Annotated in this window: 16 protein-coding genes; 2 read left to right on the top strand and 14 right to left on the bottom strand. The window is 63.4% G+C overall.

The window, feature by feature from the left end; all coding sequences use genetic code 11:
• Positions 1–545: 545 nt before the first annotated feature.
• The 9 genes from ACLH0I_RS02100 to ACLH0I_RS02060 all read right to left on the bottom strand — a co-directional run bounded on the left by ACLH0I_RS02100 (position 546) and on the right by ACLH0I_RS02060 (position 15,260).
• The gene (locus ACLH0I_RS02100) at positions 546–1,328 is read right to left on the bottom strand and encodes a MetQ/NlpA family ABC transporter substrate-binding protein (RefSeq protein WP_411386167.1); all 783 of its coding nucleotides are present in this window, start codon (positions 1,326–1,328) and stop codon (positions 546–548) included.
• Positions 1,329–1,605: 277 nt separating this feature from the next.
• Positions 1,606–2,541: a sigma 54-interacting transcriptional regulator gene (locus ACLH0I_RS02095; RefSeq protein ID WP_411386166.1), complete on the bottom strand. Its 936-nt coding sequence runs from the start codon at positions 2,539–2,541 to the stop codon at positions 1,606–1,608.
• Between the two features lie 47 nt (positions 2,542–2,588).
• Positions 2,589–3,170 (bottom strand): alpha/beta hydrolase, encoded by a 582-nt coding sequence (locus ACLH0I_RS02090; protein ID WP_411386165.1) that lies wholly within the window; start codon positions 3,168–3,170, stop codon positions 2,589–2,591.
• A 225-nt stretch (positions 3,171–3,395) separates the two neighbouring features.
• The gene (locus tag ACLH0I_RS02085; protein ID WP_250964227.1) at positions 3,396–3,641 is read right to left on the bottom strand and encodes a DUF2789 domain-containing protein; all 246 of its coding nucleotides are present in this window, start codon (positions 3,639–3,641) and stop codon (positions 3,396–3,398) included.
• A 198-nt stretch (positions 3,642–3,839) separates the two neighbouring features.
• Entirely contained in the window at positions 3,840–4,781 is a 942-nt protein-coding gene (locus tag ACLH0I_RS02080; RefSeq protein WP_411386164.1) for a sulfotransferase family protein, read from the bottom strand.
• Entirely contained in the window at positions 4,769–5,554 is a 786-nt protein-coding gene (locus tag ACLH0I_RS02075; RefSeq protein ID WP_250964245.1) for an aspartyl/asparaginyl beta-hydroxylase domain-containing protein, read from the bottom strand. Before ACLH0I_RS02075 ends, ACLH0I_RS02080 begins: the two co-directional genes overlap by 13 nt.
• A gap of 15 nt (positions 5,555–5,569) precedes the next feature.
• Entirely contained in the window at positions 5,570–7,084 is a 1,515-nt protein-coding gene (locus tag ACLH0I_RS02070; protein ID WP_122565140.1) for a TolC family protein, read from the bottom strand.
• 40 nt (positions 7,085–7,124) lie between these two features.
• Positions 7,125–14,363: an Ig-like domain-containing protein gene (locus ACLH0I_RS02065; protein ID WP_411386163.1), complete on the bottom strand. Its 7,239-nt coding sequence runs from the start codon at positions 14,361–14,363 to the stop codon at positions 7,125–7,127.
• A gap of 51 nt (positions 14,364–14,414) precedes the next feature.
• On the bottom strand, positions 14,415–15,260 hold the full coding sequence (locus tag ACLH0I_RS02060) for a sulfotransferase family protein (protein WP_411386162.1): 846 nt from the start codon (positions 15,258–15,260) through the stop codon (positions 14,415–14,417).
• A 304-nt stretch (positions 15,261–15,564) separates the two neighbouring features.
• Between ACLH0I_RS02060 and ACLH0I_RS02055 the strand changes: the two genes are divergently transcribed.
• Entirely contained in the window at positions 15,565–16,152 is a 588-nt protein-coding gene (locus ACLH0I_RS02055) for a phage tail protein (RefSeq protein ID WP_411386161.1), read from the top strand.
• Positions 16,153–16,198: 46 nt separating this feature from the next.
• The gene (locus tag ACLH0I_RS02050; protein WP_250964233.1) at positions 16,199–16,510 is read left to right on the top strand and encodes a DUF6916 family protein; all 312 of its coding nucleotides are present in this window, start codon (positions 16,199–16,201) and stop codon (positions 16,508–16,510) included.
• Positions 16,511–16,769: 259 nt separating this feature from the next.
• On the opposite strand, the gene ACLH0I_RS02045 is transcribed toward ACLH0I_RS02050, so the two are convergent.
• The 5 genes from ACLH0I_RS02045 to ACLH0I_RS02025 form a co-directional block, all read right to left on the bottom strand.
• Positions 16,770–17,261, bottom strand: a complete 492-nt coding sequence (locus ACLH0I_RS02045) for a GNAT family N-acetyltransferase (RefSeq protein ID WP_186709457.1) — start codon at positions 17,259–17,261, stop codon at positions 16,770–16,772.
• Between the two features lie 15 nt (positions 17,262–17,276).
• On the bottom strand, positions 17,277–19,373 hold the full coding sequence (locus tag ACLH0I_RS02040) for a biotin/lipoyl-binding protein (RefSeq protein WP_411386160.1): 2,097 nt from the start codon (positions 19,371–19,373) through the stop codon (positions 17,277–17,279).
• 1 nt (position 19,374) lies between these two features.
• A complete protein-coding gene (locus tag ACLH0I_RS02035; protein ID WP_411386159.1) occupies positions 19,375–20,694 on the bottom strand; it encodes an efflux RND transporter periplasmic adaptor subunit in 1,320 nt (439 codons plus the stop codon).
• The gene (locus ACLH0I_RS02030; protein ID WP_411386158.1) at positions 20,691–21,467 is read right to left on the bottom strand and encodes an efflux RND transporter periplasmic adaptor subunit; all 777 of its coding nucleotides are present in this window, start codon (positions 21,465–21,467) and stop codon (positions 20,691–20,693) included. Before ACLH0I_RS02030 ends, ACLH0I_RS02035 begins: the two co-directional genes overlap by 4 nt.
• A 417-nt stretch (positions 21,468–21,884) precedes the next feature.
• On the bottom strand, positions 21,885–24,320 hold the full coding sequence (locus ACLH0I_RS02025) for an alpha/beta hydrolase (RefSeq protein ID WP_411386157.1): 2,436 nt from the start codon (positions 24,318–24,320) through the stop codon (positions 21,885–21,887).
• Positions 24,321–24,322: the final 2 nt, after the last annotated feature.

The following is a 24,322-nucleotide window of genomic DNA, read 5'->3' as shown; positions in this document are numbered from 1 at the left end:
CAGGAGCTGACTTTAAAGGCATAAGAACTGTAATTTAAATACCGTTAAAGCATATTGATATCACACAAAAAACTATCTTCGGATTTGCCGGAAAGGACAAAGACGACTATTTTCCTTGCGCCGCAGGGAGCATCTTTTCGACATCCCCCTCACCATTACAAGGAAGAAAAACATGGCTGACGTGAAAGTGCCGCAGCGACTGGAACCACAGGAAATAGTGAAATTATTGGTGGCGTTGCGCCGCGCGTTGAAGACCAGGGTGGCCTGATTTGCGCCTCTGATCTGTGACCTGTAGGAGCTGTGTAGGAGCTGACGAGTGCAGCGAGGCTGCGATCCTTCCAAAGACACTTGAATCCCAAGCGAAAGATCAAAAGATCGTCCGAACGCGGCCCGAGCCTTCGCCAGCTCCTACAGAGCCGAGCGGGAGCAAGCTCCCTCGCCACAGGTAATCCTGTCCTCTACCCAAGCAATCTTTCGAGCATAAAAAACGCCGACGCTGTATCAGCCGTCGACGTTTGAAACCGTAACAGGGTTAACCGCGCGAATCAGAACGCCGGCAGTACCGCGCCGCTGTATTTCTTCTCGATGAACGCCTTCACTTCAGGACTGGTCAGGGCCTTGGCCAGTTTCTGGATGGCCGGGCTGTCCTTGTTGTCCGGGCGGGCAACCAGGAAGTTCACGTATGGCGAATCCGAACCTTCGATCACCAAGGCGTCCTTGGCCGGGTTAAGACCTGCTTCCAAGGCGTAATTGGTGTTGATCATGTCCAGGTCGACCTGATCCAACACACGCGGCAGCATGGCCGATTCCAGTTCCTTGAACTTGAAGTTCTTAGGGTTCTCGGCAATGTCCTTCGGCGTCGCCAGGGCGTTTTTCGGATCCTTGAGTGTGATCAGGCCAGCCTTCTGCAGCAGGATCAGCGCACGGCCGCTGTTGCTGCCTTCGTTAGGGATGGCAATGGTTGCGCCGTCCTTCAGCTCAGCCAGGCTCTTGACCTTTTTCGAGTAGCCGCCAAACGGTTCGACGTGCACGCCGATGACCGTCACCAGGTGAGTGCCTTTGCCTTCGTTGAAGCTCGTGAGGTAAGGCAAGGTCTGGAAATAGTTGGCGTCCAGGCGTTTCTGGTCGACTTGTACGTTGGGTTGGACGTAGTCGGTGAAAACCTTGATCTGCAAATCCACGCCTTCTTTAGCCAGGGCCGGCTTGATCAGCTCGAGGATTTCCGCGTGGGGTACTGGCGTGGCGGCCACGACCAGCTTCTCCGCGGCCTGGGCCAGGCCCGAGGCCAGGGCTGCCGCCAATGCGGTGAACAACAGAACCTTTTTCATGCAGTGTCCTTATCGAAAATCACGGTCGTCATGGACGACGGCTAAATGTGGGTGTGCCAGTGAAGTGCTATCGCTGGCGTGATGCGGACAATACCGATATTTTTTATTCCTTAACAATATCTTTTATTCAAGTTCATATTCATTTCTCTCATATAGAAAACACCGTTTTTGTGGCGAGGGAGCTTGCTCCCGCTGGGCCGCGCAGCGGACCCAAGATTTTGCGGTCGCTGCGCAACCGAGCGGGAGCAAGCTCCCTCGCCACAGGTGGGTATCCAGTCTAGAGCGTTTGGCTCAATTGATTGAGCAGCGCCTTGAGGGCTGTACGCTCGGCGTCCGAACCCAGGGCAATGACCTGCGCCACTTGCTGATCGATCAGCTCCAGGGCCGATGGTTGGGACGGCAGATTCAAATGCTCCGGCAAAATTTCATCCCCTGTGCTCACCAGCAATGCAAAGTGAATGACGTTCTCCAGCTCGCGAGTGTTGCCCGGCCAACTGTGCCGCTCAAGAGCTTGCTGCGCGGCTTCACTGATCAGCGGCACGGCCAGGCCGAGTCGCTGGCTGTAGATGCCCAGGAAGTATTCGGCCAGGGACAGGATATCGCCCACCCGTTCGCGCAGGGCCGGCAGTTCGAGCCGGCCTTCGCCCAGATAGTGATAGAGCCGTTCATGGAATTTCCCCGCCGCCACCGCTTGCGCCAGGTCGATGCTGGTGGCCGCGACCAGGCGAACATCCACCGGACTGGGCTGATGAGCGCCGACACGGGTGACTTCATGGTTTTCCAGGGCCGCCAGCAGCTTGATCTGGATCGGCAGCGGCAAATCGCCGATTTCATCCAGGTAAAGGGTGCCGCCGTTGGCCGAACCGAACCAGCCGGCCCGGCTGCTGGCCGAACCGCTGTAGCTGCCGGCGGCATAGCCGAACAGTTCGGCGTCGGCGTAGGTCGGGCTGATGGCGCCGCAGTTGACCGACACAAACAATCCGCCGCGATCGCTTTCGCGATGGATATGCCGGGCCAGCAGTTCCTTGCCGCTACCGGTTTCGCCGCGTATCAGCACTGAAATCGCCCGGGGCGCCAATTGCTCCAATTCCTGGCGCAACTGCCGTGAACGGGGATCGACGAACACCAGCGCCTTGGCGCGAATGCTCAGGGGGCTTTTTTCCGCATCGGGAAAGGTCAGCAAGGGCTGACCGAAGGTTTCATGCAAACTCATGGCAGGCTCCCGCCCCAGGCCGCCGGGAGACGGGGGGCGCTAAAAATTCAGGCGCGACGCAGGGCGTGATGCTCCATGCGGTTTTGCAGACGGTAGAGGTAAGCGAAACCCTGCTCCCAACGCTGGTGGCCAGACTTCACATTGATATGCCCCGCCCCTGACAGAATCCCGGCCTCGGAGCCCCAGTTGCGGGCCAGCTCCAAGGCGCGCGGGGCGCTCACGGCGGCGTCGTTGTCGGAGCTGACCACTTGGCTTGGGAACGGCAGCAGATCATTGGGAATCGGCGCGAAATTGCGCAGCGCCGGGACGCAGGCTGGCCGCTCGACATCCGCCGGCGCCACCAGCAACGCCCCGCGCACCTGCCGCAGGAAGTGCACCGGTGCGGTGGCGGCCCAATGGGCCACGGTGATGCAGCCCAGGCTATGGGCAATCAGGATCACCGGCGTGCTGTCGGCGGCCACGGCCTCGGCCAGCGCCGCGACCCAGTCCTCACGCCGGGGCGTCATCCAGTCGGCCTGCTCGACCCGGGCGCTGTTGGGCAGGCTGTTCTGCCAGTGGGTTTGCCAATGATTTTCCGGCGATCCTTGCCAGCCCGGCACAATCAGGTAGCGAATCGATTCGTTGCGCATGGGTGCTCTCCTGCGTGTCTGTTCCCGGACGAGTATAGGGAGGAGAGGTATATTATTTAAGGAATAAGAAGCTATTTGTTAATACTTAAAACGAATAACAAGTTAACCCTGTGGGAGCGAGCTTGCTCGCGATAGCGATATGTCTGTTGCATCAGTGTTGGCTGACGGTCCGCCATCGCGAGCAAGCTCGCTCCCACAAGTTATTGCCCAAGCCCTGCATCGGCATCACTCACTGCGGCCCTTGCGCAACAGCACGTCGAGCTGATCCACCACCACCGCCCAGTCCGCATCCTCGAGGATTTCGTCGCGCAGGAGTTGCCGCTGACCCTCGCTCCAGAAGAAGGCATCGGACAGGTGCAGATCGGGTTTAAGGGGAGAATGGCTGGCAATGAATTGATCGATGCTGATGGCGTCGTCAGGCAGGCCGAGTTGTTTGAACAGGGCGGGAAGTGTATGGATCGGGGTTTCCATGCGGGACTCCTGGGCATGAATGGATGGCTGGGCTCTACTCCTGCAGTCTAGTCCCTTGGAGCTGAGCACACCGTGGCGAGGAGGCTTGCTCCCGCTGGGCCGGTCCGACGCTTCGGGCGAAGCGGCCCCACGACTTTGCGGTTGCTGCGCAACCGAGCGGGAGCAAGCTCCCTCGCCACAAAAGCGGTTTGAATCCCGCTACGGAGGGAGTGAGTTCAACGCCTCGTAAGGCCCCTGCGCCCAGCGCAGGACCCGCTCACGCAACAGCGCCGAAGCCTCCCGGCGCTTGTCCTCGCTGTCGCCAACAAACACCTGCGCCGGCTGCTTGGCATGTTGCCCGACCGCTGCGAACATTTGTTTGCACTGCCCTTCATCGAGGCCGAAAAACGCCGCCAGTCTGCCCGTCATCGCCTCAGGCAGGTCAGTGTAGTTGACCGCCATCCCAGCCAATGCCTGGCAGTGGTCCAAGCCCGTCGCCAATAACCGTCCCACCCGGCGCGGGATGAAATCTTCCTGGCCGGCGAACGGCAATCCATCGTCCAGGACCGTCGCACCGATCATCCCCGGCACCATGTGCATGCCGGGACGGCGCAGGTGAGAGACCGAGATTTCCAAGGGGTCGCGGTACACGAACAACCAGGGCGTGTCGGGAAAGCACTCACGCAACAACGGCAGTTCACCGATGTTCCAGGCGTCGAGCTTGACCACCAGCCGTTGCTCCACGCCTCGGCGGCGCTGCCCATAGGCCGACATCAAGCCCTTGAGCGCCACGCACCGCTCGGGCAACGGCAAATCACTGCGCAGCAGCGTATCCAGGGGCGGTGGTTCCGAAATGACGATGTGATGGTCCAATTGGGCAAGCATCTGGCTGATCAATGTCGAGCCGCAACGGGAAGCATGGAAAATGAACGCATTGGGCGCCAGGCCCGGGCTTTGTCGTTGCCACTGACCGAGCACCTCCAAGGGTGTCTGGCGGCGGAACGCCTGGTTGAAGGGCAGGCGCAGGGCGTCTTCCACCGCATCTCCAAAGAACGGCTGTGACAGTCGCATGTCGCCGAACCAGCACCAATCGACCCGCCACTGCCCGGCCTCTTGCCATACGCGGATCGGCAACCAGCCGTGCAGATTCAGGTCTTCCACTGGTTTCTCCACTGCTGGCGACCGGTGCGCATCGCAGCCCGCAATTCCTCCCGGGTGAAGTGAAGCCCTTGTTCGGCCCCCAGTGCCAGGGCAGAGTCAATGAAAGCGTCCAGCTCATGCAAGTTCTGCAAGGTTCGCGCGAGATGAGGATCCGTTTCCACGCGCTGCTGAAAACGGACAAAGTCGCTTGGCCCGACGCCCGCGGCGGGTGTGGTGGGTAGCCCATCGGCAATCTGCTGGGCCAGCCACGGCCCGGGGCGACAATCGAGCACCAGGTGAACCCGCGAATGAGCACTTCGATTCATAACGCGATGGGGCCGCGCCAGATCGAGAAACCAGCACTCGCCGGCCGTCATCGGAATAATGTGTCCATCCAGGAAAAAATCCACGTCAGGTGGGCTGAGCAGCGGCACGTGCAGGCGCAGATCAGCATCCGGCCCGCCCAGATCATAGTCGCGATGCTCGTGGATGCGCCCACCGGGGCCCAACCGCAGCAGCCGGGCCGAGACGATCTCCAGGGGCCAGTCATGCAATGCCTCTTGCCAGCGACTGTCCGCTGTCCAAGGCGCGCGATGCACGGGCTGACCGTGCCCGGGCGACAGTTCGGTAACGGCATCGGCCGCCGATATCAGCGCCACGCCGCTCCAGTCGCCGCTGTGATAGGCACTGTTGAAGTGCCCCTGCCAACGTGCGTCGTCAATGGCCGCCAGTGCGTGCAACAGCAACGGCAGGTTCACCGCCACCGGCAGCCGGGAAAACGCCGGGCGCGTCATCATGGTTGCGCCCGGTTATTGAGTCACCGTGGCAGGCTTCGGCAGCGTGATATCACCTTGGGCCCAGGCCGCTTCGCGGTTGGCCAGCGCCGTGGCAATCGACTGGACTTCGGTCGACTGCACTTCGTTCGGCAGTGGATCGAGGCCGGCGCTGGCAAAGATCTGCCCGTAGGCGTTGCGCAGGTCGGCATAAGCCAAGTCCCGACGCAGGTCGGCCTGCAAGGTGTTCAGTTCACCCTGGATCAGGTCCAACTCGCCAATGCCGGCAGCCTGGTGACGGCTACGCAATTGACCGACAATCTGCCCATCGATGTCCGACAGTTGCTGGCTGGTCTTGAACTGGCGCAGGGCTTCACGATAGTTGGCATTGGCCACGTACAGCTGCGCCAGCACGGCGATTGACATCGCCTGACGCCGTGCCGACGCCACTTCTTCACCGGCCTTGGCCACGTCGATGGCCGCCGGGGCGGAGATCACGTTGAACAGGTTCCAGGTGACTTTCACGCCATAGTCGGCCCAGCCTTGTTCCACCAAAAACGAGTTGCTGTCGTAGTGCCCGCCGGCGGAAAACTCCAGCCCCGGCAGCAGGCGCAACATGGCCTTGCGGGTTTCGGCGGCGGTGATGCGGGTCTGGTAATCCTGCTCGCGCAATTCCGGACGACTGGCCAGGGCTTCCTGTTCGAGACGAGCCAGGTCGACCTTGAGTTCCGGGATGGTGTATTCATCCTGGGTCGCCAGGGTCAGCTCGGTGCCCAGGGGCAAGTTGATCAGCGTCGCCAGTTCGGTCTTGGCCAGGGACAGCGCCCGGCGTTGCTCTTCCAGTTGGCGGGTGGCCTGGATCAGCGAACGCTGGTAACCCAGGGCTTGCACCGGGTCGCCGATGCGCTGTTCACTCATGCTCTGGCTGTTGTCACGTGCCGCCTCGACCCGGACCATCAGGCTGTCGATCTGCTTGAGCAGGCGCTCGGCGGCCATGGCGCGCCAGTAGGCCGAACGCACGTCCTGGACGATGGTGTTGATCACCTTGCGCCGACGTTCCTGCACGATCAGCCGCTGGTCCCCGGCTTGCTTGGCACTGATGTAGCTGACACCGAAATCGAGCACGTTCCAGACCATGGTCAGGTCCGCCACTTCACGGTCACGGTCTTGGGAGGTCGACGGCTCCAGGGACTGGGTACCGGTTTCCACGCTCTGGCTGCTGGAGGCACTGACGTTGTTACGGCCCACGTACCCGGCGTCCAGGGCCATGCGCGGCAGCATGTCGAAACTGGCCAGATCCAGCTGACGCTTGGCCAGGGCTTCCTCCATGATCTTCAAGCGACCTTCGAGGTTGTACTTCACCGCCCGGGCCATGGCCTGGTGCAGGGTCAGGGGGCCGCTCAGCGGCTCCTGGTCCTTGTACATGTTCTGCAGGTCGGTTCGAGCGCGCTGTTCGCTGACGCTACGCTCGATCGGATCGCTGGTGACCGCACATCCACTCACCACCAACGCCAGCACACTCATACCGAATAACTTCTGACTTCTATTCATTCCCTGGATTGCCCCTGGCTGCCCCAATATTTTTTAGAATTCAGGCCTGCACTTGGCTGATGCCGACCTGTCGTAACGCGGTTGCCAGGCTGTCGACCTGATGTTGTTCAGTGTCCTTGAGCTGTTGCAGTTGCTGACCCAGGGTGGGCGCCCCGAACACCCCACGCACCCCTTGGGACACATCGCCGCCCTGCATCGACTGGCTGCCGAAGGCCTCCATCGACTCGCCCTCGGAACCAGAGTCCTGGTTGAACAGGGTCGAAAGCGTGCTGCTGCCGAACACCCCGCCATCACCCCCACCAAAGCCCAGGAACCCCTGGCCGCTACCGTCGCCGGCGGCGTCAGTGCTGAACACCTGGGCGATATAGCTCGGCGCCAGGGCGCCATGGTTGATGAAAATATCCCCGATCGGCCGCAGGCCCCCACCCACGTCCCGTTGCTCGAACAGCGGCGGGAAGCCCAGCGGCGAACCCAGGTTGCCGGTCGGCGGGGTAAAGACGATCGGTTGCAGCGGCACCTCGGACGGCGAGATCACCGTGACCGGGTCGGACGTCAGGAACTCCGGTGGCGGCTTCACGTCGTTGGGCACCACGGTGTCGATCGCATAGTTGTTGGACACCGCCACGCTGGCCCCGGCGTTGCCCGTCAGGTCGCTGACGTTGCTGGTGTCCAGGGCGATGAAGTTGCTCGGGTCGGTGAGGTTCACCGTTGGCGTGAATGTCGCCGTCCAGGTCTTGCCGCCGTCGCTGGTGGTCAGGTTGGTCAGTTCACCGTTGGTGACGCTGAGGTCCGACAGGTCGAAATCCGTCACCGCTTCGCTGAAGGTGAAGGTCACTTGGGTCGTCTCGCCCACCGTCAGGTCCGGATCGGCGACGACGATGGTCGCCGTCGGCCGGGTGGCGTCGAGTGCATAGTTGCTGGAAATCGCGATGCCCACCCCGGCGTTGCCGGCCAGGTCCTGCACAGTGCTGGCGTCGAGCAGAATCAGGTTGGTGGCATCGTTGACGCCCGCAGTCGGCGTCAGTGTCGCCGTCCAGGTCAGGCCGCCGTTACTGCTGGCGAGGTTGGACAACACGCCATTGGCGACGCTGAGGTCCGACAGGTCGAATCCGGACACCGCCTCGCTGAAACTGATGGTCACGGTGGTGCTCTGGCCAATGCCCAAGGTGGTATCGCCGACGGTGATGGTCGCGCCTGGACGAACCGTGTCGATCGCGTAGTTGTTGGAGTTCACCACGTCGACACCACTGTTGCCCGAGGCGTTGACCACGCCGCTGGTGTCCAGGCTGATCAGGTTGCTGGTGTCGGTGATGCTGGTGGTCGGGGTGAAGGTGGCCGTCCAGGTGACGCCGCCGTCGGAAGAGGAAACGTTGCTCAGCGTGCCGTTGCTGATGGTCAGGTCGCTGTTGTCGAAACCGCTGACCGCTTCCGAGAAGGTGATGGTGACCTGCGAGGTTTCCCCTATCCGCAGCGCACTGTCGGCCACCACGATGGTAGCCGTCGGGACGCGTGTCTCGACCGCATAGTTGGCCGAGTCGGTCGTGCCTGTCCCGATGTTGCCGGCCGCATCGCTCACACCGGTATTGTCCAGGGTGATCACATTGCTGGCGTCGGTCACGCCCAGGGTCGGCGTGAACGTCGCGGTCCAGGTCAGGCCGCCGTCGCTGCTGCTGACGGCGCTCAGGGTGCCGTTGGCCACGCTCAGGTCAGCGTTGCTGAAACCCGTCACCGCCTCGCTGAAGGTGATGGTCACCTGGGCAGTTTCGCCCGGTTTCAACACCGAATCGCTCAGCACAATGGTGGCAGTCGGACGCTGGCTGTCGACGCTGTAGTTGTTCGAATCGGTGGTGCCGCTGCCGGCGTTGCCCGCCAGGTCGGCGACGCCGCTGTTGGCGAGGGTGATGAGATTGCTGGTGTCGGTGATGCCAACAGCAGGCGTGAAGGTCGCGGTCCAGGTGATGCCGCCGTCGCTGCTGCTCAGCCCGCTGAGCGTACCGTTGGCGACGCTCAGGTCGGCGTCGGTGAAGCCCGTCACGGCCTCATTGAAGGTGATGGTCACCAGCGAAGTTTCACCTGCGGCGATAGCCGTGTCGGCAACGACGATGGTTGCCGTTGGACGCACGGTGTCGATGGAGTAGTTGTTCGAATCGGTAGTGCCGACGCCGGCGTTGCCCGAGACGTTGACGACACCTGTATTGTCCAGGGTGATCAGGTTGCTGGTGTCGGCAATGCTCGCGCTCGGCGTGAACGTGGCCGTCCAGGTAACGCCGCCGTCGGAGGACGACACATTGCTCAGCGTGCCGTTGCTGATGGTCAGGTCGCTGTTGTCGAAACCGCTCACTGCTTCGTTGAAGGTGATGGTTACCTGGCTGGTTTCACCGATGCTCAGGGACGTATCGGCCACCACGATGGTCGCCGTCGGCACCTGGGTGTCGATGGCGTAGTTGGCCGAGTTGGTCGTGCCCGTGCCGGTGTTGCCCGCCGCGTCGCTTACGCCGCTGTTATTCAGGACGATCAGGTTGGTCGCGTCCCGCACGCCGAGGGTCGGCGTGAAAGTCGCGGTCCAGGTCAAGCCGCCATCGCTGCTGCTGACAGCGCTGAGTGTGCCGTTGGCAACGCTCAGGTCCGAATTGTCGAAACCGCTGACCGCCTCGGAGAAGGTGATGGTCACCAACGAGGTCTCACCGACACTGAGGTTGGAGTCGGCCAGCACGATCGTTGCGGTGGGACGTTCAGTGTCCAGCGCATAATTGTTGGAGTCGGTGCCGCCGACGTTGACGTTGCCGGCCAGGTCGACGATGCCGCCACTGTTGAGCGAGATGACGTTACTGGTGTCCGTGACGCCAGCGGTCGGCGTAAAGGTCGCGGTCCAGGTGATGCCGCCGTCGCTGCTGCTCAACCCTGAGATCACGCCGTTGGCGACCGTCAGGTCGGCACTGGTGAACGCCGTCACGGCCTCGCTGAAGGTGATGGTCACCAGCGAAGTCTCGCCGGCGGCAATGGCCGTGTCGGCCACGACGATGGTCGCGGTCGGACGCACCGTGTCGACCGCGTAGTTGTTCGAGTCGGTAGTGCCCACGCCAGCGTTGCCCGCGCCGTTGATCAAGCCAGTGTTGTCCAGGGTAATGACGTTGCTGGTATCGGAAATGCTCGCGCTCGGCGTGAACGTGGCCGTCCAGGTGACGCCGCCGTCGGTGCTGCTCATGGTGCTCAGGGTGCCGTTGCTGACGGTCAGGTCCGCATTGTCGAACCCGCTGACCGCCGAGTTGAAGGTCACGGTGACCACGGTGGTTTCACCGATGCTCAGAGACGAGTCGGCCACCACCACGGTCGCCGTCGGCACGTTGGTGTCGATGGCGTAGTTGTTGGAACTGGTCGTGCCGGTGCCGGTGTTGCCCGCCCCATCGTTGATCCCGGTGTTGTTCAGGACAATGAGGTTGGAGACGTCGGTGACCCCGAGGCTGGGCGTGAACGTCGCGGTCCAGGTGATGCCGCCATCGCTGCTGCTGACCGCACTCAGCGTGCCGTTGGCTACGCTCAGGTCCGAATTGTCGAAACCTGTGACCGCCTCGCTGAAGGTAATGGTCACCAGCGACGTTTCGCCGACGCTCAGCGCCGTGTCGGCCACCACGATGGTAGCGGTCGGACGCTGGGTATCGACGGCGTAGTTGTTGGAGTCGGTGGTGCCGCTGCCGGTATTGCCCGCGCCGTCCACCACCCCCGTGTTATTGAGGGTGATCAGGTTGGAGGCATCGCTGACGCCCGCGCTCGGCGTAAAAGTCGCGGTGTAGGTAATGTTGTCGCTGGTGCTCAGGCCGCTCAGGCTGCCGTTGGTGACACTCAGGTCCGCCAGGGTGAAACCGGTCACCGCCTCGCTGAAGGTGATGGTCACCACCGAGGTTTCGCCCACGGCGATGGCCGTGTCGGCGACCACGACGGTGGCGGTCGGACGCGCGGTGTCGACGGCGTAGTTGTTGGAGTCGGTGGTGCCGCTGCCAGCATTGCCCGCCGCGTCGCTCACGCCGGTGTTATCCAGGGTGATGAGGTTGCTGGTGTCGCTGGTGCTGGCGCTTGGCGTGAGCGTCCCGGTCCAGGTAATGCCGCCGTCGCCGCTGCTCAGGCCGGTGACCGTGCCGTTGGCGACCGTCAGGTCGGCGGTGGTAAAGCCGGTCACCGCTTCGTTGAAAGTAATGGTCACCAGCGAGGTTTCGCCGACGCTCAGGGAGGTGTCGCTCACGACGATACTGGCGGTTGGGCGCTGTGTGTCGACGGCGTAGTTGTTGGAACTGGTGGTGCCGCTGCCGGCGTTCCCGGCCGCGTCCGCCACACCGGTATTGGCCAGGATGACCAGGTTGGTGGCATCGCTGATGCTGGCGCTCGGGGTGAGCGTCGCGGTCCAGGTGATGCCGCCGTCACCGCTGCTCAGACCGCTCAAGGAGCCGTTGGCCACGGTCATGTCCGCCAGGGTGAAACCCGTGACGGCCTCGCTGAAGGTGATCGTGACCAGGGACGTTTCGCCGATGTTCAGCGCGTTATCGGCCACCACGATGGAAGCGGTCGGACGCTGGGTATCGACGGCGTAGTTGTTCGAGTCGGTGGTGCCGCTGCCGACGTTGCCGGCCAGGTCGGCAATGCCACTGTTGGTCAGCGTGATCAGGTTGCTGGTGTCATCGATGCTGGCGCTCGGGGTGAGCGTCGAGGTCCAGGTGATACCGCCGTCACCGCTGCTCAGCCCGCTCAAGCTGCCATTGGCAGCGGCCAGGTCCGCCAGGGTGAAACCACTCACCGCCTCGGTGAAGGTGATCGTCACTACGGAGGTTTCACCGATCCTCAGCGCGGTATCGGTCACTACGATGGTGGCCGTCGGGCGTTGCGTGTCAATGGCGTAGTTGTTGGAGTTGGTCGTCCCCACGCCGGCGTTGCCATTGAGGTCGGCCACGCCCGTGTTGTTCAGGACAATGAGATTGGAGGTATCGGTGACAGTCGCATCCGGTGTCAGCGTGGCCGTCCAGGTGATGCCGCCGTCACTGGTGCTCAGGCCGCTGATCGAGCCGTTGGCGACGGTCAGGTCGGCCGTGGTGAAGCCGGAGACGGCCTCGGAGAACGTGATGGTGACCGTCGAGGTCTCGCCAATCCTGAGGGCCGTGTCACTCACCACGATGGACGCCGTAGGCGCCACGGTGTCGTTGACGATGTAATTGTTCGAATCGGTGGTGCCCACCCCGGCATTGCCGGCCAGGTCGGCCACGCCGGTATTGTTCAGGGTGATGATGTTGGTGGTGTCGGCGATGTTGCTGGCCGCGGTCAACGTACCGGTCCAGGTGATGCCGCCGTCGCCACTGGTCAAGGTGCCGACGGTGCCGTTCTGCACCGTCAGGTCCGCCGCGGTGAGGCCGGTCACGGCTTCGGAGAAGGTGATGGTCACCGTCGACGTGCCACCGGAGTTCAGGTTGGTATTGGCCACCACGACGGTCGCGGTGGGCGGCGTCTCGTCCGGCACATAGTTGGTGTTGATGGTGCCGCCATCGCCGTAGACGTTGGCCACCGACGCTGGCGAAACACCGGCGGTGCCCGCACTCGTCCCACCCACGCCGCTGCCGCCGACGTTGCCGGCCAGGGCGGCGAAGTTGGCGGCAGTGATCAGGATCGAGCCCTTGTTCCAGATGGCACCGACACCGACACCGCCCGCACCACCTGCCTGGAGATAGCTACCGCCCGCCCCGCCGCCACCACCGCCACCGCCGGCGCCGACGTTGTTGGAAATGGTCGAGTTGCCGATGATCCGCAGGGTCGCGCCGGTGTCGTTATAGATACCACCGACCGCACCGCCGCCGTCGCCGCCGAAGTTGTCATACCCGTCACCACCGCCGCCACCGCCGATGGACAAGCCACCGCTGGAGGCCGTGCCGCCGGCCGAACCGGTGCTGTAGCCCGGATACGCCGCACCACCCGCGCCACCCGTGGTGGAACCGCCACGCCCGCCAATGTTGAAGAAACCGCCGCCCGCGCCGCCCTGCCCGGCCGAGCCATTGGAGCCCGTGGAGTTGAGCGTGTCGCCGCCCTTGCCGCCGATACCGCTACCGACCGCACCACCGCCACCGCCGCCGCCACCGGCGTACTGCGGCGTCACACCGCCGCCGCCACCGCCGCCTGAAGCGGCGTTCGCGGTGACCGTAACGTTGCGCAGGGTCAAGGTGCCGGCGTTGTAGATGCCGCCGCCCTGGGACACCAGCGCATCGTCGCCGCCATTACCACCGTTGCCTGCCACCATGCCCCGGGTGATCACCAGGCCATCGAGGGTGGCCGTGGTGCCGGACGTCACTTGCATGATCTGGGTGCGGTTCTGGCCGTCGAGGGTCACGTCGGCGACGTTGTCATTGTTCAGGTCACCATCGATGGTGACGTTCCTGTTGACCACCAGCACCTGGGTCAGGGCGACGGTCATGCTGGTATTGAACGTGACAATGTCGCCGTTCTGCGCGGACGTCAGGGCGGCGCGCAGGGAGCCCACGCCGCTATTGAGGTTGTTGGTGGCGGTCCAGGTAGCCAGGCCCCACTGGTACTCGCTCATGGCATTGGCCGAGAGCACGTTGGCGCTTTCGATGGTGCCGGTGGCGATTTCCAGGTCCCAGTCGCCACCCAGGCCGGTGCGGTCGTTGGACGCCGCCACATCGCGGCCGGTCAACTGCGCCAATGAATCCACCAGGCTCAAACCACGCTCGCCTTCGGCGGTGTAGCAGCCATAGATCAGGATATCGCCACCGGCGTTCATGTCCTGGCCGATCTGCGCCAGCACTTCGCTACGGGCCTGGACGTTATCCGCCGACAGGTAGCTGTTGCCCAGCCACAAATCACCGGCGTTGCCGTGGGCGATGATCTGCACCGAGCTGACGCCCTGGTGGGTGTCCAGGTAATCGGCAATCTGCTGCAAGCCGTCCTTCGTGGCATCCAGCTGTACGACCTGGGTACCGGGCGCCACGCCTTCGAGCAGGCTGGCGGAATCCTTGACCCGGGAATCGACAAACACCACGGATTTGCCCGGCACGGCAGCCTGGGTGGCATCGACCTGGCCCTGGGGCGCATGGGTATCGGTCGCCTGGTCCGCCGTTGGCGTCTTGGCCGCCTCGGCAGTGGGCTGCGCGTCCGGCTGCGCGGCATCGGCCACGGTGGCCGCCACCGCGCCGTCGAACAGCATTCGCGGTTCCAGGGACATGATCATTGGCGATGCCAGGGCCTGTGTGCCCTCGGTTACCCGCGATTTGCCTTTGCTCCACCACATGACGATCACCTGGACTCGAACTTTCTGAAACGCAAATGAAAAAAACCGCAGTCAGCTGACGGCGGCGTCGGTTTTCATACGAATGACATTGGCGGCGCTTGCTGACCCATCGCGCCAGAACGACAACTCGGCATACTTTTCAAACAGGTCCGGCGGCAACAAGGTCCGCCGGGCTTGCGGCGCGACCTTGGGCTTGACCTTATGCAGGCCGGCCACGCCCAAGGCCTGGTCGAAGGCCGGTGCGTCGTAGGTCAAGTGATTGAAATCGTGTTCGAACCAGGGCTCGCCGATGAACTCGTACACCAGGCGCATCACCCGCTCCGGGGCCTGGCTCAACAAGTCGTAGTCGACGATCAGCAGCGACTCGGCGTTCTCGCCGTAATAGGCCTCTTTGAGCGCCGTCCAGGCGAACCCCACCAGGCGGTTGCGCTGGGCCAGGGTTTCACAGCGGCTGTAGACGGTGTTGCGCTCATCATCGTCGTTGAACAGCTTGGTGTTCTCGAACGGGTTGGCACGGTAGAGCCGCTCCAGGCTGTCGAGCACCCAGGCCACGTTGCGCACGCAAGCGATGGTCTTGGCTTGGGGGAACAGGTCCTGCAGGGCTGGCAGGCGGGCACACCATTGGCGGTTGGTGTCGAAGATGACCGGCTTGTCGGCTTTGTCGGCGTAGTAGGAATCGAAGAGGCCGCGCAAGAGGCGGCGGCGCAGGTCGGTGTCGATCACCGAGCCGAACTCGCTGCCGGCGCTGCATTGCTGCAGGACGCTGTTGAACAGCGTGCCGACGGGACTGGTCATGCCGGCATGAAAGCGCGGGTTCTGCAACAAAATGGCAGAGAGCAGGGTCGAGCCTGAGCGCGGCAAACCGGAAATGAAGTGAAACTGCGGCAATCCATTCACCTTTGTTTGTAGTCCTTTTGTAGCCGAAGCGTAGCCGAGGAAACAATCTTCGCCTAGTAGTACTTTGATATCAGATTCATCCCAAGCCGTAAAAAAGGATGGACGGTAGCGTCGCTCGGGAACCTGAATCGATTAAGCCGTGTCGCGGAATTTTTCCGCCCGCTTCGCCCGGCAAAATCAAACATCCCGGTCTACGCTCAGCCGTGCGTGACCAGGCCAGGGAATCAAGGAGTCGGGCTGATCGCACTCTTGTCCTTCACGTCCGGGCACTGCAAGAACCAATCACCTGAAGGATGAGGAATCTATGGAAGTATTCATCGGCACTATCCAGTCGTTCGCCTTTAACTTTGCACCCAGGGATTGGGCGCTGTGCAACGGGCAGACGCTTGCCCTTTCCCAGTACCAGACCTTGTTCGCCCTGATCGGCGTGACCTACGGAGGCAACGGCCAGACCACCTTCATGCTACCCAACCTGCAAGGTCGCCTGCCCATGGGCCAAGGCAGTGGCCTGGGCCTGACCCCGCGAGTCATCGGAGAGATATCCGGCACCGAAAACGTCACGGCAACGCTCAACAACCTGCCCAACCACACCCATGCCCTCACCGGCATTACCGCTTCCACTACCCTGCAGTTGGCCAACCCGGCCAGCAACCCGGTGAATACGCCCACGGCAACCAACTCGTTCATCGGCACCTCGGGCACCGGGCCGGGCTCGGCGGCGATCTATTCCGACCAGATAGGCGCTTCGCCAGTGCCGCTGCAAGGCGTGACCACCACGGTCAACGGCACGGTCGCCCCCACCGGCGGCAACACGCCGATGACGGTCATGAACCCGTTCCTGGCCATCAACTTCAGCATCGCCCTTCAAGGCTACTTCCCGTCCCGTAACTGATGAGCCGCCGGAGGGCTGCGGTCCTCCGGCCTTTTGGAGTGTCGACATGCTGCAACAGGTTCATAGCCGCCATTTCCAACCGCTGCTGGGCCAGACCGGCAGCCTGACCCTCCCCGACGGCAGCTGCCTGCCGGTGCGCTTCGAAACCCTTGAAGAAAGCCCACGGGCGAAGATGCCGAACACCGCGCGGATGCCGTTCAGCGTGGAATTCAACAGCCTGGAAGGTACTGAATTCGTCGACGGACTCTGCGCTCTGGAAGTGCCGGAACTGGGCAAGATCGAGGGGGTGTTCGTATCACGGATACCGCCCATGGGGCGGGATCCGACGCTGGGGTATTTCTACATCGCGTTTAACTGACTGGACTCATTTCAAACTGTGGTAGCGAGCTTGCTCGCGATGGCGTCAGCCCAGACGACCCGGAACCTGTGGCGAGGGAGCTTGCTCCCGCTCGGCTGCGAAGCAGTCGCAAAACCTGACAAAACTGTCCGACTGGAGAAAGACAGAGGGCCTGCTTCGCAGGCCAGCGGGAGCAAGCTCCCTCGCCACGGGTTCCGGATGGATGGAAGATCGCCTTCGCGAGCAAGCTCGCTCCCACATGGGCCATGCATGGGGTAGATCAGTTGCCTTTCGGATACCAGACCAACCGCTCCGCCGCCGGGTTGCGCTCTTGCACTTCGAAGCCCAGCGCCAGGTAGTGCCGACGGGCGTGGGGGTTGCTGGCCCAGACCACGGTCGCCACCGGGCAGCGGATCTGTTGCGCGGCTTTCTGCACCCCTTGCAACACCGCCCGGCCATAGCCCTGGCCACGGGCCTGGGGGATGAAGGCCAGGTACAGCACGCGAATCTCATTGGGGCCGAAATCCGTACTCAAGGCGCCAATCGCAGTGCCGAGTTTTTCCACGACGTAATGCATGGCGTTGGGGAAGTTCTCGCCCAACCCTTGCTCCTGCACTTGGAACTGCTGGGCAATCACCTGCTGTACCTGTTCATGTTCGCCGTCGATCCATTGCAGGTCCGGCCGCGCCGCCTGGTACAGGCCCTGCAGGAACGGACCATCGCTGATCCGCGATGGACGCACCACCAACCCCTCTGCCGCCACCGAATCCATGCTTGCCCCCTAGGCCTAGAACCCGCTTTCCCTGACACCCAACGCCGCCAACCGACGCCAGGCCGCTCCCAACACCGACTCGCCCTCGCCCTGCAACACCGCCACGCCACGCAGCGGCTGCACCGGAGCGGACGTGGCGTCCACCGTACTCAGGCGCACGCCGTACTGGGCCTGGACCGGCTCGGCCCGTTGTTGCGAGTCGCGGCGCACCGCAATCGGCCCGTGATGGTCGGACGTCAACGCTTGCTGTTCGACCCAGGCCACGCCGTTGGTGTCGATTTCATTCAACCGCACGGCCATCGATGTGTGCATCGGATCGTCAGCGATGAACCGGCCCGTGGCACCCGGCCCGACCCGCCAAAGCTCGGCTTCGGTGAGGTAGCCGCGCAACCGCGAATCGGTCTGCACCACCCGCGCCAGTGCCTGTGTGGGTGACAACCAGCGCCCTATCGACAGTTGCGGCAACACATCGCGCACCTGGCCGGCATGGGGCGCACGCAACAACAGCCGTTCGCGCTGGGCCACCAGGCCGCGGTACTCGGCCACCGCTTCGGCCAGTTGCTGTTCGACGATGCCGGCATCGGCGGCGGTTTCGCTGCGCCCGGCCTGACGGCGCATCTGCAACTGCTGGATCTCGATTTCCCGGCGCACAATGGCCAGGCGCGACGCCATGTCCGGCGACTCCAACTCAATCAGCACATCGCCTTGGGCCACGGTCTGGCCGTCGTGCACATTCACCTGCTTGACCCGCGCCGCCACCGGCGCATGCAAGGCACTGGCGCGCCCGGCCTCGAGCATGGCCGGCACTTCCACCGCGCTGCGCCAAGGGAGCAGCAACACCAGCAGCAGCGCCAGCAACACCAGGCCACTCAGGAGCATCCGCCCGCCGTGGGCTTGCTCACGACGACTCCACCATTGCCGCCACTCATTCACGATGGGCATGAAAATGAACCACACCAATTCCACCATCATTAGAAAAATGCCCAGCACCTTGAAGAACAGGTGATAGACCGCCAAGGCAATCCCGAAAAACAACAATGCCCGCCACAGCCACGAGCCATAACCCCACACCAGCAAACGCCGACGCATCTTCGGCGACCAGGGTTCCGGCGCCGCCGCGCCATACCCGAACAAGGCTTCGCGCAGGCGCCAGCGACACAGGGCAAACGCCCGCCCCTGAAGGTTATCCACCGCCCAGAAATCACTGAGCAGGAAATACCCGTCGAAGCGCATGAAGGGGTTCAGGTTGATGATCAACGTGGTGATCCAGGTGGCGCTGGCCAACATGAACGCCGCGGTACGTGCCGGCCCATCGGGCAACAGCGACCAGGCCAGCAGCGCGATGCACGCCAGCAGCAGTTCGGCCAGCACCCCACCGGCACCGATCAGCAACCGTGCGCGGCGATCCCTGATCCGCCAGGCGTCGCTGACGTCGGTATAGAACATCGGCAACAGCACCATGAACGCCACGCCCATGCTCTGTACCCGGCAACCGGCGCGCTTGGCCATGAAGGCGTGGCCGAACTCGTGGCACAGCTTGGCGAAGAGCAACGCCGCCCCGAACGCCAGCGCACCGCCCAGGCTGAACAGGTGTGGAAATGTCGCGACGAATCGCTGCCAGTCCCGCGACACCAGGAAGATGCCGAGACCCAGGGTCAGCGGCAGGCCATAACGCAGGATCCCAGGGCCGAACCGCGCCAACCAGGGCCAGGCCCGATTTAGAAAAGCGTCCGGGCGCCACAGCGGAATGCGAAAAAACAGGTACTGATGCAGCAGGATCTGCCACACGCTCTGGCGTTGTGCAGCGGTCTTGAACAGATAGCTGTCGCGCTGTTGCGGGTCCATCGCGCTGATCAGGTCATGACCACGCAAGAAGCCCAGCAGTTGCTCCAGCGATTCGCCATTGAGCGGCAGGCCCGGCTCGCGGTTCGCGGCCTGCAGTACCTGTTCCGGATCGCCCAGGGACCAGTGCCGCAACATGCGCATCGCCGCCGCGCCCAGTTTGAAATAGCGCCCGCGCACCGGATCGGCCAAGGTCCACTGCGGCGAACCGTCCGGGTCTGAGGCCGCCGGGGACAGTTGCAGGTCCGGCCGCAGGCTCGGCAAGTCCATGCTACAGGCCTACGCTCTGGCGCAGGCCGGCCAGCGGCCGCCGCAGCAGGTACAACGCCAGCGGGGCACGGTCGCCGAAGACCTTCGCCGTGCCTCGCAGGCCAATGCGCGGCGCCGTGGCATCGAAACGCGCATCCAATCGATACGCCAGTTGGCCGGCGGCGGTAGGCTGCGCTTCATAGGCCGAACGCTCGAGCCGGGCCAGGTGCCGCTGCAACGGGTCGCTGTCGAGAAACAACGCCACTTGCGCACCGGGCTCAAGGGCAATCGCGTCACCCACCGCCAATTCAATGCGTAACTCGGCCTGGTTTGGATCGGCGATTTCCATCAGCCGCTCACCGGTCTGCACGGGCTTGCCGAGCCAGCGCTCAGCGTCGGCAAACACCGCGATGCCATCCCGCTCGGCGCGCACTTCGCTGCGCTTGAGCAGTTCAAGTGCGTAGTTGCGCTCGGCGCGCTTCTGCTCGACGCGGGCAGCCAGCAGGTCAATCTTGGAACTGGATTCAGCGTCGGCAAACGAGCGCTGGGAATTGGCCTTGAGTTCGGCCTCGGCCACGCCCAACGCCCGCTCGGCCACATCGGCCTGGGCCTTGAGACTGGTACTTTCGAAACGCAACAACAGGTCGCCGTTCTTGACGCTCTGGTTGGGCTTGACCAGGAACTCGGCGATCACCCCATCCAACGGCGCCGCCACCACTTGCCCGCCCAGCGGTACCACTTCGGCCGGGGCCAAAACGGACTGGCGCACCGGGATCAGCAAGCCCAGCAGCAACAGCGCCACCAGCGCCACCTGGCGCTTGCGTGTCCAGCGCAGGCGCCATGGCTTGCGCGGTTGCAACGCCAACCACGCATGGCTGTAGGTGTCGCCCAGTTGCGACAGCAGCACTTGCTCCGGCGGCGTCCATGGCAGGTCGCGGGCCAACCACAAACCGCCGAACACCTGGCCCTGATGATCGATCAACGGCAGCCAGAACACTTGCCCGGCCGACAGGCTGCGCCAGTCTGCCCGGATGGATTCGCTCACCCCATCGGCGGCGATCACCCGGGCCTGGTTCAACAGGCCCTGTTTGAACAACTGCGCCACCGCCTGCTCGACAAACGCCACGAACGGCGCATTCGGCTCCACGGTACTGACGCCGGTCACGGCCTGGACCTTGCCGGCGATCAACAACGCGGCGTGGCGAAAGCCGAACAGCGCCTGGCCGTCGTTGACCAGGCTGTAACTCAGCTGCTCCGGTGTACGCGCAGCCCTCGTCTGGCGCTCCAGATCGAGGAAGCGGGCGAACACCTGCTCGGTACTGCCCGTCACTGGCGCGTTCACTTCGACTCCGAGAAACGCGCCGTGCCGCTCATGCCGGACAGCAGGCCGCTGGCATCCGGCACGTTCGCCACCAGTAGCAGCGTCTGGCTGCCCTCGTCGATGCGCGCGCCCAGGCGCTTGACCGTCGCTTGCAACGGTTTGCCGGTTTCATCGGGGACGAAGGTAAAGGGCTGGCCGGGCTTGAGCCTGTCCATCCAGCGTGAAGGCACCAGCAGGTGAATCTCCAGGGTGCGGTTATCGACCACATCCAGCAATGGCGCGCCGGCCGCGACGCTTTCATAACGCTGGACCTTGCGCGCCACCACCTGTCCATCGAACGGCGCGATCACGCTGCAACGCTTGACCTGCACCTGGTACACCTGGGATTGCGCCTGGGCCTCGCTGAGGCGCGCCTCGGCCCGCGACACCTCGAAACGCCCGACGGATTTCAACGCCGCCAACTGCCGGTTATGGGCCAGTTCTTCACCGGCACCACGGCTGGCCGCCTGGGCCGCATTGAGCTGGGCCTGATAGGCCGAACAATCGAAACGCGCCAGGGTGTCACCCTTCTTGAACGACTCGCCCTCGCTGAACGGCAACTCGACAATCCGCCCGGCCAACTCGCTGGCCAACACTGCCTGGTCCCGTGCTCGAAGCACGCCACGCGCCTCGCTGGCCGACGCACTGGTCGAGACGTTGCTCTCCAGCAACGGATCATCGGAAGCCGGCGTCTGCGCCTGAACCCCGCACGTGATGAAGGCCAATCCCACAACCCAACTGCACAAACGTCGCATGACCGTTACTCCCTGACGGATGGGCGGAGTCTACGACAGCGGTGGGGGGCGTCAAGGGAGTAGCGGTGAAGAAGGGGGAATTCTCTGTGGCAACGGTGGTGTTGACCTCGCGATTTCTTCAACTTAGGATTCGCTCACTGCTCAACCCCGTACGCAGAGATTAAGTTCTCTGGCCGTTGGGGTGAAAACACCGGCTTCGGCCGGTTTTTTCGTTTCTGGGGATTGAGAACAGCTCCAGAGTTGAACGCACTCCTTGTGGCGAGGGAGCTTGCTCCCGCTGGACTGCGCAGCAGTCCCAAACCCTAACGCCTCGGTGTATCAGGCAGATCGCATTCAAATTGCTTGGGGTTGCTGCGCAACCCAGCGGGAGCAAGCTCCCTCGCCACAGGTTCTGTGATCGACGGATCATCGCGCTGCCTACTCCACCAACCTCAACACCCCATCGCAATACACCACCTCACGCCCCAACCAAGCCACATCCACCTGAGGCAATACCGCCGAAGGCTTGCGCAATTCACGCAGCAGCGTCGAGCCGTGGGACAGGCGGCCACCCATGCGCGCGATCACCGCACGGGCGCTTTGATAGTGGGCGTGGCGACCAGGGTCCAGGGTGTCCTCCAACAGGATATCCTCGCCCAAAATACCTTGAGCCTGCCCCGGGTAAATCAAGAAACCACTCGCCTGCTCGGTGCCTTCACGGCCGTCCTGCCAGAAGCTGCCGTCACGGCTACGAATGTCCGGGTGCGGGGTGAACCAATACGCCCGGTCCACCGCCGGCATGGCGTGATGCAAGCGAAAGAAAATCCGCATCAGGTTGTCGCGATACCATTCGCGCACTTGCAAGTAATAACCGCGCAGCCCCGGCAGGCCGGCGCCATGGGCCAGGCGAATCGCCAACGGCCATTGTGGGAAGGCCTGCAACGGCAGCTCGGTCGGTGCCGGGCGTGGCGTCGCTGGGTCGGTCTCCCACGGCAGCCGATGGGGGCTGTGTTCAAGGTTGTCATAGGCGGTCGGTGGCCGTCCCAGCCAGTCACCGCCACTGCTGGCCAAGGCGCTGGCGATGCACAGGTTGCCCTGCACCACGAACACGTAGAAGCGGGTAAACCAGTCGGCCAGTTGCTGGCCGTCGGCACCTTGCTCGGTGAGTTCGTGCAGTTCTCGATCAAAACGTCGCAAGCCATTTTCCAGCGTCAGCAAATGCCCACGGGCGATGCGTTGCATGCGCAGGAACAACGGCAGCGAACGCATCAGGCGCAGTGGCCGCCAAGGCAGGTGCGGTGTCGCGCCGCCGACCTCGCCGGCGTAGCTGCTGGCGCTGATGCCCCAGTCGGCCAGTCGGGCGAGAAACAGGTCATTGTTGATGTACGAAGCGCCGCCAAACACTGCCGTGAAGGGCTCGTTGTCCTGCAGCACCCGCGAATCCCAACGCGCCATGATCGCCGGAATGCTTGCCGCCGCGCGACGCTGGGCGTACTCCACCAACACACTGGGTCGGGGCGGCAGGATCTCGGCGATGTTGGCGGCGGTCAGGTGGCGGCGCCAGCCGTAGTCGCTGATCGGCCGGTATTGCAGCAGCCACAGTTGGGTGCCGTCCCAGGCCCATTCGACGTCGCCGGGCACGTAGTGAAAGACCCGCAATACGCCTTGGAGAAAGCGCCATAGCGCCTCGGCGGTCAGGCCGTGGGCTGGCTTGAACGTGCCGCTGTTCCATGACTCGCCGAGGCGGGAAATAACCGCCCGCTCGGGGCTCACTTGGCCATCGGCCAACGACTCCAGGTGCCCCTCGACCCATTCCAGTTCAACGGACAGGTGACGCACGAACGCGATCCCGGACAGCCGTGGCGTGATGAAGCGCTGCACCACCACTTCCTCGACACCCGCCGCGCTCAACTCGGCAATCCGCGCTGGCACGTTGTGCGTCGGTTCGCGCAGGTACGTGGTGCTCAAGCCCGCATTGGCCGCATCGGCCTGGTCCTCACCGTAACTGGAGGAGCGCACCGCCCAGGTAGCGTCCGGCTGGCCGTCCAAAAAACCCTGCAGACGCGGATCATCGCAATGGTTGAGTGACAGCGCCGCCGGCACCGGCTGCCCCGCCAGCGCCGCGAGACGCAAGCGGCCGCCTTTGGTATGCGCGACAAAACCACGCTCGCCAGACTCCAGCCATGCCGTGAATTCAGCGGGCGAGTCGATCCACGGGTAGTGGCCCCAACCGGGCTTCAGGCTGATGGTCAAGTCGGCACGGGCCAGAATGGCCGACCAGGCCGCCGCCTGCGCAATGCCCAATACCTTGTCCTGATCGCCCCACACCAGTTCGACCGGATCGGTAATCCACTCCAGCAATGGCAACGCGGTGTCGGCACGCACCAGGTCCCAGTGCGGCACAAAGGCTCGGCAACGAGCATAGCCGGCGCCCATGCGTTGGTACTGCGCAGGCGTCCAGGCCTGGCTGGAGAACTTGTGGGCAAACAGCGTCGGCTTGTTCGCCAGCAGCCAATGAATGGTCTTGCGAATCGGCAGTGGCGACATCAATGCCGGCAGTCGCCGCTGCCACAAAAACGCGCCCACCGGCGCCAGCAACACGCTGCGGCAAAAGTGCCCCGGTTGCCGTTGCAAGGCGTGCAGCACCAGCAAGGCGTTGACTCCGACCGCCATGATCGCGCTGCCCTTGTCCGTTGCCGCCAGCAATGCCTGCGCGTAGGCCGCCAGGTCTTCACAGGGAGCCTGAGGATTGCTGCCAAAACCAGGCAGCTCCAGCGACACCACGTCGTGGTGTTGAAAATGCGGCAACGCGTCGTCCCACCAATCGGCCGCGCTGCCGTTGCCGGCTAGCAGGTACATCCGGGGCTTACTCATGG

Origin of the sequence: Pseudomonas sp. MPB03 (assembly GCF_046605385.1) — a bacterium.
Classification (GTDB): Bacteria; Pseudomonadota; Gammaproteobacteria; order Pseudomonadales; family Pseudomonadaceae; genus Aquipseudomonas; species Aquipseudomonas zanjanensis.
The sequence above is the reverse complement of the archived record's forward strand: the minus strand, read 5'-3'. Positions and strand labels throughout refer to the sequence as shown.

Bases quoted from the DNA above. Each gene is read 5' to 3' on its own strand.
- ACLH0I_RS02100 (WP_411386167.1), bottom strand. From the start codon at position 1,328: ATGAAAAAGGTTCTGTTGTTCACCGCATTGGCGGCAGCCCTGGCCTCG.
- ACLH0I_RS02095 (WP_411386166.1), bottom strand. From the start codon at position 2,541: ATGAGTTTGCATGAAACCTTCGGTCAGCCCTTGCTGACCTTTCCCGAT.
- ACLH0I_RS02090 (WP_411386165.1), bottom strand. From the start codon at position 3,170: ATGCGCAACGAATCGATTCGCTACCTGATTGTGCCGGGCTGGCAAGGA.
- ACLH0I_RS02085 (WP_250964227.1), bottom strand. From the start codon at position 3,641: ATGGAAACCCCGATCCATACACTTCCCGCCCTGTTCAAACAACTCGGC.
- ACLH0I_RS02075 (WP_250964245.1), bottom strand. From the start codon at position 5,554: ATGACGCGCCCGGCGTTTTCCCGGCTGCCGGTGGCGGTGAACCTGCCG.
- ACLH0I_RS02070 (WP_122565140.1), bottom strand. From the start codon at position 7,084: ATGAATAGAAGTCAGAAGTTATTCGGTATGAGTGTGCTGGCGTTGGTG.
- ACLH0I_RS02065 (WP_411386163.1), bottom strand. From the start codon at position 14,363: ATGTGGTGGAGCAAAGGCAAATCGCGGGTAACCGAGGGCACACAGGCC.
- ACLH0I_RS02055 (WP_411386161.1), top strand. From the start codon at position 15,565: ATGGAAGTATTCATCGGCACTATCCAGTCGTTCGCCTTTAACTTTGCA.
- ACLH0I_RS02050 (WP_250964233.1), top strand. From the start codon at position 16,199: ATGCTGCAACAGGTTCATAGCCGCCATTTCCAACCGCTGCTGGGCCAG.
- ACLH0I_RS02045 (WP_186709457.1), bottom strand. From the start codon at position 17,261: ATGGATTCGGTGGCGGCAGAGGGGTTGGTGGTGCGTCCATCGCGGATC.
- ACLH0I_RS02040 (WP_411386160.1), bottom strand. From the start codon at position 19,373: ATGGACTTGCCGAGCCTGCGGCCGGACCTGCAACTGTCCCCGGCGGCC.
- ACLH0I_RS02030 (WP_411386158.1), bottom strand. From the start codon at position 21,467: ATGCGACGTTTGTGCAGTTGGGTTGTGGGATTGGCCTTCATCACGTGC.
- ACLH0I_RS02025 (WP_411386157.1), bottom strand. From the start codon at position 24,320: ATGAGTAAGCCCCGGATGTACCTGCTAGCCGGCAACGGCAGCGCGGCC.